Below are 9698 nucleotides of genomic sequence, written 5' to 3'. Positions count from 1 at the left end.
ATGGCACAACGCCCCGTCTACCCCTTCTGCGCCATCGTCGGACAGGAGGAGATGAAGCTGGCCCTCATCCTCGCCTCGATCAGCCCCGATCTGTCCGGGGTACTCATCCGCGGCGAGAAGGGAACCGCGAAGTCCACGGCGGTGCGTGGCCTGGCAGCCCTGCTCCCGGAGCACCAGGAGGTTCCCGGGGCCTACCACCTGTCCCCCGAGGAGTATCCGGTCCACGCTACCGAGCTCGGGCTGCCCGAGACCATACCCGAGCCGCGCACCGTCCGGGTGCCCGTGGTCGAGCTGCCGGTGGGAGCCACCGAGGACCGCGTCACCGGAACCCTCGACATGGAGACGGCCCTGCGCGAGGGGCGACGCCGCTTCGAGCCCGGTCTGCTGGCCGCGGCCCACCGCGCGATCCTCTACGTCGACGAGGTCAACCTCCTCGACGACCACATCGTCGACCTGCTGCTGGACTCGGCCGCGATGGGGGTCAACACCGTCGAGCGCGAGGGCGTCAGCGTGACCCATCCGGCGCGATTCACTCTGGTCGGCACCATGAACCCCGAGGAGGGAGAACTGCGTCCCCAACTGCTCGACCGGTTCGGACTGTGCGTCACCGTCGGAGGTGAGGACGACCCCGAGAAGCGCATCGAGGTCATCCGGCGCCGTCTGGCCTTCGAGGACGATCCGACCGGCTTCTCACGCAAGTGGGAACAGGAAGGTCACGAGACCAGCAAGAGGATCGGACGGGCCACCGAGCTCGTCAAGGAGGTACAGATCGACGACGAGACCCTCATGACGGTCGCCCGCACCTGCATCAACGCCCATGTCGACGGCCACCGGGCCGACATCATGATGGTGAGGGCCGCACGCACCCTGGCGGCGTGGAACGGACGCACCGAGATCACCACCGACGACCTCACCCAGTCCGCCCGGCTCGTCCTGCCACACCGCATGAGGCGGCGTCCCCTCGAGTCGGTCGGCGGTCCGGGAGCAGCGTGATACGTACTCCCCGTCGGCACTGGCAGCCGAGGCTGAGTTGGCTTCCACACATCCCCAGACAGACCCCGCCGCCCATCGACGTCCCTCTCATCGACCTCGACGAGGTCCACGACGGGCGGGCCGTGGTGCGTCAGATGTCTCACGACGGGAAGCGGTGGCTGCTGCCGGGGTCGATCGCCTCAGCCTTCGTCAGCCTGGTCAACATCGGGGTGCCGATGGCCCTCGGCCGCGCCATTGATGACGGAGTGGTCGCGGCCAATGCTGCTGCCCTTGCCGGCTGGCTGACCCTGGTTGCGCTGGCCTACGTGGTCCGTGCGGTGGCCCAGACGGTGCGGATGCAGACCAATGTCGGGGCCGGGCTGGCCGAGCACGACCTCCGTGTCCAGGCCCTCGATCGGATCACTGCTCCGGGGGGAATAGGTGGGACGTCCCGTCTTCCCGGTGATCTTCTCGCCGTCGTCGTCACCGACGTCCGGGCGGTGTCGCGAGCCTTCATCGCCCTGACCTCGATCCCCGGCAACGCCGTCACCCTGCTCGGTTCCCTCGTCGCGATGGCTCTCATCAACGGGTGGTTGGCACTGGCGACGGTGTGCATCGTCCCGCTGCTCATCCTGTTGTCGGTCAAGGGGGTCGCCCCGGTCAAGCGCAGCACCCGCCGAGAGCGGCGGGCCGAGGCCGCGGTGGCCGGGTCCGCAGCCGATCTCACCAGCGGGCTGCGCGTCATCCAGGGACTGTCGGCCGAGCACCGCGCCACCGAGAGATTCCGCGCGGCGAGTCGGGAGGGGCTGGCGGCCACCCTGCGCAACCGTCGGATCAAGGGGGTCTACACCGGCACCATCAACGCCTCGGTCGGCGTGTTCATCACCGCCCTTACGGTGCTGGCCGGGTGGCTCGCCCTCACGGGTCACATCAGCGTCGGGCAGCTCGTCACCGTGGTGGGTCTGGCGCAGACCCTTGGGCCGCCGCTACGAGCCCTGGGCGTCGACGCCGCAACGATGCTATCCAGCGCCAACGCCTCCGGGGACAGGCTCTGCGAGCTGCGTGACAGCCCTGCGGCCTGGCCGGTCCATCCCGACGACGGGGCCCGCACCACTCCCGGAGACGGCCCGGTCTGGCTACGGGTTCCAGTCGAGGAGCCGGACTTCTGTCTGGACGTCCCGGCCGGGACACACCTGGGGATCGTCGCCCCGCAGCAAGTCTGCGACGCACTGGCTGACGCCATCGACCACGGGCCGAAAACCCTGCTCAACGGGGTGCCGGCCAGTCGTCTCAACCCGTCCCAGCGACGTCGTCTGGTCCTGGTGGCTCCACGCGCCCCGGAACTCTTCGACGACACCGCGCGGGCCAACATCGTGCTGGATCGCCAGACGACGGTTGCCAAACTCAATGCTGTCGTCAACGCCGCCGCCCTGGACGCCGTCGCGAAAGCGCTGCCGCGCGGTCTGGAGACCGAGGTCGGGGAGGGCGGACGCCATGTCTCCGGAGGTCAGCGTCAGCGCCTGGCCCTGGCGCGAGCCCTGCTGCACTCCCCTGACGGTCTGGTGCTGATCGATCCCACCACCAGCATCGACGCCGCCACGACCGCCACCATCGCTGAACGGCTGCAGGAGTTGCGGCGGGGACGCACCACCGTCATCGCCACCACGTCCCCGGCCCTGCTGGACTGCATGGATGAGGTCGTCATGCTCGACGGTGACGGCCACGAAGTCGCCCGCGCTCCACATCGCGAATTGCTGACCCGCGAGGATTACCGGGGGATGTTGTCATGAGCACTCCTCGTTGGCTGCCACTCGCCTCTGTCGCCCAGGTTCGTCACGAGGTCCACCGGGCGGCACGCGGCGTGCGCGGGTACTTCGTCGGCGCGATCGTGGTCATCACGGCGGCGGCCCTGCTGGACCTGGCTGTACCGATGGCGACCGGATGGATCATCGACGCCGCTCGGGCCCGCCGTTCGCCCTCGTCCCTGCTCTCCCCGGCCCTCGTCATGGCCGGCGCGGTGATCGGGTCGGGAATCTGCAACGGCGTCGCCCAGGCACTGACGCCGTCCTTCTTCACGACTATCGTCACCCGGTTGCGGGAGTCGATGATCCGGGCCGGCCTGGGGCTGGACCAGCAGCGGGTGGAGCGGGCGGGTACCGCCGACCTAGTCTCACGCGCGTCCGACGACGTCCAAGCGGTACGCGACGCGGCGAATGGCGCCCTTCCGCGCCTTGTCAACACCATGATCATGGTGATCGTGTCAGTGAGTGCATTGGCCAGTCTGCATCCGGCCTTCTTCATCCCGGTGCTCCTCGCCGCCGTGCTCTACGGCCTGGCCATCCGGGAGTTCCTGCGGACTGCCCCGCCCGTGTATCGCGCTGAGAGGCGGGCCTCGACAACCCAGTCCCAGCACATCCTCTCGACCATCCACGGCCTTGACGTGGTGCGGGCCTTTGGGCTGGAGAATCTGCGTATTCGGACGGTGGCGGGCGGATCCTGGCAGGCCATCCGCTGGAACCTGCGCGGACGGTTCCTCGGGAACAGGCTCGTCATCAGACTGCTGGCCGGTGAGGCCGTGGCGACCATCGGCGTCGCCTGGACGGGATACCTACTCGTCACCAGCAACAAGCTCAGCGTCGGTGCGGCGGCGACGGCAGTCCTGGTGCTGCTGAGGCTGTTCTCCCCGGTACGGTTCCTGCTGATGTTCCTCAACAACCTGCAGGCTGCCTGGGTATGCCTGCAGCGGGTAGTGGGTGTGATCCACGCCCGTCACGAGGAACCGACCGTCGTCGAGCACACCCACCAGGGCCCGTCGTCGGTTCACGTGGAGGGGCTGAGTTTCGGCTATCAGGACGGTCCGGACGTGCTGCACGAGGTGAGCTTGGACATTCCTGCCGGGCACACCATGGTTCTCGTCGGGGAATCCGGTGCTGGCAAGTCGACCCTGGCAGCGCTCGTGGCAGGGTTGCTGGAACCTCGGGCTGGTGAGGTCGTCATGTCCCCAAGCCAGGCTCGAACCGTGCTCATCAGCCAGGAGATCCACACCTTCTCGGGCAGTCTTCTCGACGACGTCGCCCTGGGGTTGCCGGCATCGGCCGACGACTGGCCCGATGACCAGGTTCGCGATGCAGTGCTGAAGGCTCTGGAGCAGGTCGGTGCCGACTGGGTTGGGGCATTGCCCGATGGCGTCGACACTGTGGTGGGACGGTTGGGAACTCGACTCTCCCCGGCCCAGGCTCAACAGGTGGCGCTGGCACGGGCCTTGCTGGCCGATCCCCCGGTCATCATCTTGGACGAGGCGACGGCCGAGGCCGGAAGTTCGGGAGCGGCTGCCCTCGACCGAGCCGCCGCCGAGGCGGTCAAGGGACGCACGGCCCTGGTGGTGGCTCACCGACTGTCCCAGGTGGCCATGGCTGACGAGGTCGCGGTCATGGAGGACGGGCGGATCGTGGAGGTCGGGCCTCCTGACCACCTGCGCCGTGGGGACGGGCCCTTCGCCCGCCTGTGGCAGGTGTGGTCGAGCCAGCACTGAGCCGCTGCCGAGCATGCACCTGCGCCACCGTCTGACAGCTGCGCCACCGAATGCCACCTGCGCCCTGAAAGCCCGGCGGCTGGCGTGGCCGAAAAGAAATGGTACCCGGGGAACCGCAAATTCCCCGGGGACCACCTGTGAGTCACAGTGGCGTCACATCGTGGATTCGACCCTGTCGGCGATACCAGCGTCGATATTGCGCCAATAGGTCAGGGTGTTGCCGATGACCGGCTCCTCCATGTCGAAGTTCGTCAGCAGATCGACGAGGGTCTCCACCAGCTCGTCGCGCTCCTGCTCGGAGAAGACGTCGTGGACCAAGGTGTGGGCCTGGCCGAAGTCGTCGTCCTCGGAGTGAAGGGTCTGAGCGGCACGAACGAGCTCGCCGTCGGTCTCCCAGGTGACCTCCGACCCGGCACGGTAGCCGGTGGCGTGGTCGCGACCGTAGGAGTTCGGGGCGTAGGTCGGGGCCGAGCCGGCATGCTCGTAGGTCATTTGGCCGTCGAAGGTGTACTGATTCGTCGCGACGGTCGGACGGTTCACGGGAAGCTGCTCGTAGTTGACGCCCAGACGGTTGCGGGCGGCATCGTTGTAGGCGAAGGCGCGGCTCAACAACATACGGTCGGGCGAGAGGCCGGTGCCCTCGACGGTGTTGGACGGGGAGAAGGCCGCCTGCTCGATCTCGGCGAAGAAGTTCTCCGGGTTGCGGTCCAGGGTGAACCTGCCGATGGTGTGCAGCGGATAGTCCTTGTGTGGCCACACCTTGGTGATGTCGAAGGGATTAAAGCGGTAGTCCTTGGCATCGTCGTAGGGCATCAACTGCACCTTGACGGTCCAAGACGGGTGATCGCCGTCAGCAATGTGATTGAACAGATCCTCGCGGTGGAGGTCCGGGTGATCCCCGACGACGGCCTTGGCCTGATCGGCGGTCATGGTGTGGACGCCCTGGTCGCTAATGAAGTGGTACTTCACCCAGGTGATCTTCCCCTCGGCGTTCACCCACGAGTAGGTGTGCGAGGAGTAGCCGTTCATGGTGCGGTAGCTGAGCGGAATGCCTCGCGGGCCCATGAGGTAGGCGACCTGGTGGGCCGACTCCGGGGAGAGGCTCCAGTAGTCGTACATCATGTTGGGGCTGCGCAGGCCAGAGTTTGGCAGGCGCTTCTGTGAGCGAATGAAGTGGGGGAACTTCATCGGGTCGCGCATGAAGAACACCGGGGTGTTGTTGCCAACCATGTCGAAGTTGCCTTCGTCGGTGTAGAACTTCAGCGAGAATCCACGGACGTCACGCCACGTGTCGGGGCTACCGAGTTCACCGGCGACCGTGGAGAAACGAGCCAGCATCGGGGTTTCCTTGCCCTTCTGCAGGAAGCCGGCCTTGGTGTACTCCGAGACGTCAGCGGTGGTCTCGAAGTGTCCGAAGGCCCCCGATCCCTTGGCGTGCGGCTTGCGCTCGGGGATGTTCTCGCGGTTGAAATGGGCCAGGGTGTCAATCAGGTGGGCGTCGTGCAGCAGCACTGGGCCGTCGGCACCGACGGTCAGGGAGTATTCGTCGCTGGGCGCGGGGGAACCGTTCGTATTAGTTGACGGCTTACTGGGATCAATGGGCATGACGACTTCTCCGTACGGGTTGAGTGATCGTCTCCACACTGCCCCTTGACGCGGTCGCTTCCAAGCAGATGACGCCATCCGTGAAAGCACCTGCGAAGGCCCTGGCAATAGGGCCGCAGTTGCCCGACGATGGGAGTATGAGCGACACTATCGTCACCAAGAACGACCAACAGTCACGCTACGAGGCTCATATCGACGGTGAGTTCGCCGGATTCGCGGATTTTCGACGCGACGGCGACATCGTCGTCATGCCTCACACCGAGGTCTTCGACGCCTTCGGCGGCAAGGGAGTCGGCAGTGCCCTGGCCCGATCTGCCCTCGACGACATCGCCTCCCAGAACCTGACGGTACGCCCGGACTGCACCTTCATCAGGGGATGGCTGGACAAGCACCCCGACCACCCGGTGAACGTTATCTAAAGGTGTGTGGGTGAGACCATGCCTTTTCCAAGACTCAGCCCCACCCACACGCTCTCACACTGGAAACTTCGACGGATTGTGCAAGGGCGGCATTCAGCCGACTGCGAGCATCACCCCATAGGAAACCATGCAGGCAACCGATATGGAGACGATGCCGGGAATCAGGAATGAATGGTTGAAAATGTACTTTCCGATCCTCGTCGTCCCGGTATCGTCCATCTCGACCGCAGCCACCACGGTGGGATACGTAGGTAGCAGGAACAGTGCCGAGGCCGCCGCAAAACATCCGACCAGCACCGACACCGGAAGCCCGAGGGCCGCCGCAACCGGCATGAACGTAACCGTAGTTGCGGCTTGCGAGTAGAGCAACGATGCGGCCAGGAACAGCACCACGAACAACAGCCACGGCGCCGAGTGAATGACTCCCGATCCGGCAGTTTTTATGGTGCCGATGTTCGAACTCACGAAGGTATTGCCTAGCCAAGCAACCCCCATTACGCAGATGGCGGCAGAGGTACCACTTCTGTAGGTTGCCTGGGAGGTGATCTCGTTGAGCGGGACTTTACACAGGGTGGCTATGACGAGGGCGGCAGTCATCATAAAGGTCATGATGGCGGCACCTCGTGGCAACGGGGGCTTGTCCACAGCGGAAATGGCAGCGGCATAGACCATCACTACGATCAAGGACACCACGAAGATTATCAGTGACCGTCTTGCGTATGGCTTGATGTTGTAGTTCTCCGCCCCGCGGTGCGAGACTTGGCCCTTTTCCAGTCGCTGCAGATAGACCGGGTCGAGTTCCAACTCACATCCGAGTCTTGAGGAGACAACCGCACCGATCATCGAGCCCGCGTAGCCCCCAATGATCGAGACCAGGACCAGTTTCGGATACGAGACGCCCAGAGGGCCAACAATGGCCGCCATCGCCACCATCGCCGCCGAAATCGGCGAAGCACATATGCCGATCTGCGAGGCCACCGCAGCTACGGATAGTGGGCGGGAGGGCCTCACCTTCTGTTCCTTGGCCACTTCCGCGATGACGGGGAGAGTGGCGAATGCGACGTGTCCGGTACCACACAAAACAGTCATGAAGAACGTCACGGTGGGTGCCAGGAAGGTGATTCTCCTCGGATTGTGCCGCAATATCCGCTCGCTGAGCATCACCAGCAGTTCCAGACCGCCGGCTACTTCCATCGCCGCCACGCAGGAAATCACCGAGATGATGACCCCAATGACATCCCACGGAATACCAGTACCTGGGTCGACCTTGCAACCAAGTATTCCCAGGGCGATGACGCCGGCACCCCCTGCATAGGCGATGCCAAGTCCTCCCTTGCGTGCCCCCAGGAAGATGAACAGTAGGACGACGGCCAGTTGAATGAAGAGCATCATCGCGTTCAGCGATGCTCAGACACGAATGTCCTGGGGTCCTCCGGGAGACCGCGGTCTCCCGGCTCGTATGTGCGTCCTGAGTATCGAGGGTGCAGGAAGTTCTGGGTCGACATGATCTCATCCAGCCTTTCCTCCGGAATTAGGCCGCGTTCGAGGACGACATCACGAACTGATTTTCCGGTACGGGCAGCCTCCTCGCCAATGAGATCGCCCTGATGGTGTCCAATCACATCGTTCAGGTAGGTCACAATGCCAATGGAATTGGTGACATACTTTCGGCACCGTTCCGCATTTGCAGTGATCCCGTCAATACATTTGCTACGCAAGGTGTCGCAGGCGTTGGTCAGAAGGTGGATGGACTCGAACATTGCTTGTGACAGGGCCGGTTCCATCACATTGAGTTCCAGCTGACCAGCTTCGGCGGCGAAGCAGACGGTGACATCGTTTCCGAATACCTTGAAGCAGATCTGGTTAACGACCTCGGGAATAACCGGATTCACCTTCGCCGGCATGATGGACGATCCTGCCTGCATCTCTGGAAGGTTGATTTCCTTGAGCCCAGCCCTTGGTCCAGATGAGAGCAATCGCAAATCGTTGCAGATCTTGGAGATCTTCGCCGCCAGGCGTTTGATGATGGAATGGACAGCAATGTAGGCACCGTTGTCGTAGGACGATTCCATGAGGTTGATGGAAGGGCGAATCGGGTACCCGGTCACCTTGGCCAGCTTCTCTGCGGCAAGTTCGGCATATCCGTCTGGGGTGTTGATCCGAGTGCCGATGGCGGTGCCGCCCAGGTTGACCTCTACGAGAAGATCGCTTCCGACATCAAGCCGGTCCAGTTCAGCACGGATGTTGTGCGCGTACCCGTCAAACTCCTCACCCAGAGTCATGGGGACAGCATCCTGCAACTGGGTGCGTCCCATCTTCAGCACATCGGCAAACTCCTTGGCCTTGGCATCGAAACTATCTGCAAGGTCGGCGACGGCCTGTTTCAGCCCCTCCAGCAGGGCGTACACCCCGAGCCGGAACCCGGTGGGGTAGGCGTCATTGGTCGACTGGGACTTGTTGACGTCATCGTTGGGATGGATGACGTCATAGGTACCCTTCGGGTATCCCAACATTTCGAGAGCCAAGTTGGCGATGACCTCGTTGGTGTTCATGTTGATCGAGGTTCCCGCTCCCCCCTGGAAGGAATCAGTCGGGAATTGGTCCATACAGCGCCCATCATTCAAGATCGCATCGCATGCGGCGACAATGGCGTCAGCGACATCACTCGGAAGAACCTTCAACTGCTTGTTCGTCAGAGCTGTCGCCTTCTTCACCTGAACCATTCCACGAATGAAGTCAGGCTCGTCGTTCATGCATCCGCGTGACATTTGGAAATTCTCTAGAGCACGCAACGTATGGATTCCATAGTAGTACTCATTCGAGATTTCCCGTTTTCCAAGAAGATCCTCTTCGATCCGACTCTCAATCACCTTTACCCCTAACCGATAGATTATTTTTGTTATCTAGACTTGCGCGCATCCTTCGAAACCATATTTAATAATTGGAGAAATCGAGGGAGAAGAAATGATTCGTAAATTAGGAAAATGGCACCCCACAGGTGCAGGAATTAGCCATCACTCCGAGTACCACACAACCGTAAATCACAAATTTATACGAAGTTAATAACGATACGCCCATCTCCTTATGGACACCAGATATACAGGCATACTAACACCCTTCCACATGCTGGACAACCTGACTCCCGACGAGCGCAAGATCACCATGTCTGC

7 protein-coding genes are annotated in these 9698 nt (G+C 63.0%); 4 read left to right on the top strand and 3 right to left on the bottom strand.

The annotated features are described in order from the left end of the window. The 3 genes from HMPREF9153_RS05475 to HMPREF9153_RS05465 all read left to right on the top strand — a co-directional run bounded on the left by HMPREF9153_RS05475 (nucleotide 1) and on the right by HMPREF9153_RS05465 (nucleotide 4504). The gene (locus HMPREF9153_RS05475) at nucleotides 1-993 is read left to right on the top strand and encodes a magnesium chelatase ATPase subunit I (protein WP_004810226.1); all 993 of its coding nucleotides are present in this window, start codon (nucleotides 1-3) and stop codon (nucleotides 991-993) included. Nucleotides 994-1127: 134 nt separating this feature from the next. Beyond that, complete coding sequence (locus HMPREF9153_RS05470; RefSeq protein WP_171023439.1) at nucleotides 1128-2762, top strand: ABC transporter transmembrane domain-containing protein; 1635 nt, start codon at nucleotides 1128-1130, stop codon at nucleotides 2760-2762. Beyond that, entirely contained in the window at nucleotides 2759-4504 is a 1746-nt protein-coding gene (locus HMPREF9153_RS05465) for an ABC transporter ATP-binding protein (RefSeq protein WP_004810222.1), read from the top strand. Before HMPREF9153_RS05470 ends, HMPREF9153_RS05465 begins: the two co-directional genes overlap by 4 nt. 153 nt (nucleotides 4505-4657) lie before the next feature. Here the strand turns inward: HMPREF9153_RS05465 and HMPREF9153_RS05460 are convergent, their stop codons facing one another. Further along, complete coding sequence (locus tag HMPREF9153_RS05460) at nucleotides 4658-6109, bottom strand: catalase (protein WP_004810220.1); 1452 nt, start codon at nucleotides 6107-6109, stop codon at nucleotides 4658-4660. Nucleotides 6110-6246: 137 nt separating this feature from the next. Between HMPREF9153_RS05460 and HMPREF9153_RS05455 the strand changes: the two genes are divergently transcribed. Next, a complete protein-coding gene (locus tag HMPREF9153_RS05455; protein WP_036979633.1) occupies nucleotides 6247-6528 on the top strand; it encodes a GNAT family N-acetyltransferase in 282 nt (93 codons plus the stop codon). Nucleotides 6529-6621: 93 nt separating this feature from the next. On the opposite strand, the gene HMPREF9153_RS05450 is transcribed toward HMPREF9153_RS05455, so the two are convergent. Continuing rightward, nucleotides 6622-7920, bottom strand: a complete 1299-nt coding sequence (locus HMPREF9153_RS05450; protein ID WP_004810217.1) for an anaerobic C4-dicarboxylate transporter — start codon at nucleotides 7918-7920, stop codon at nucleotides 6622-6624. 5 nt (nucleotides 7921-7925) lie between these two features. Continuing rightward, entirely contained in the window at nucleotides 7926-9398 is a 1473-nt protein-coding gene (gene aspA / locus HMPREF9153_RS05445) for an aspartate ammonia-lyase (RefSeq protein ID WP_004810215.1), read from the bottom strand. Nucleotides 9399-9698 lie beyond the last annotated feature (300 nt).

This window comes from Cutibacterium avidum ATCC 25577 (genome assembly GCF_000227295.1).
Classification (GTDB): domain Bacteria; phylum Actinomycetota; class Actinomycetes; order Propionibacteriales; family Propionibacteriaceae; genus Cutibacterium; species Cutibacterium avidum.
This window is presented reverse-complemented; position numbering and strand designations above follow the sequence as displayed.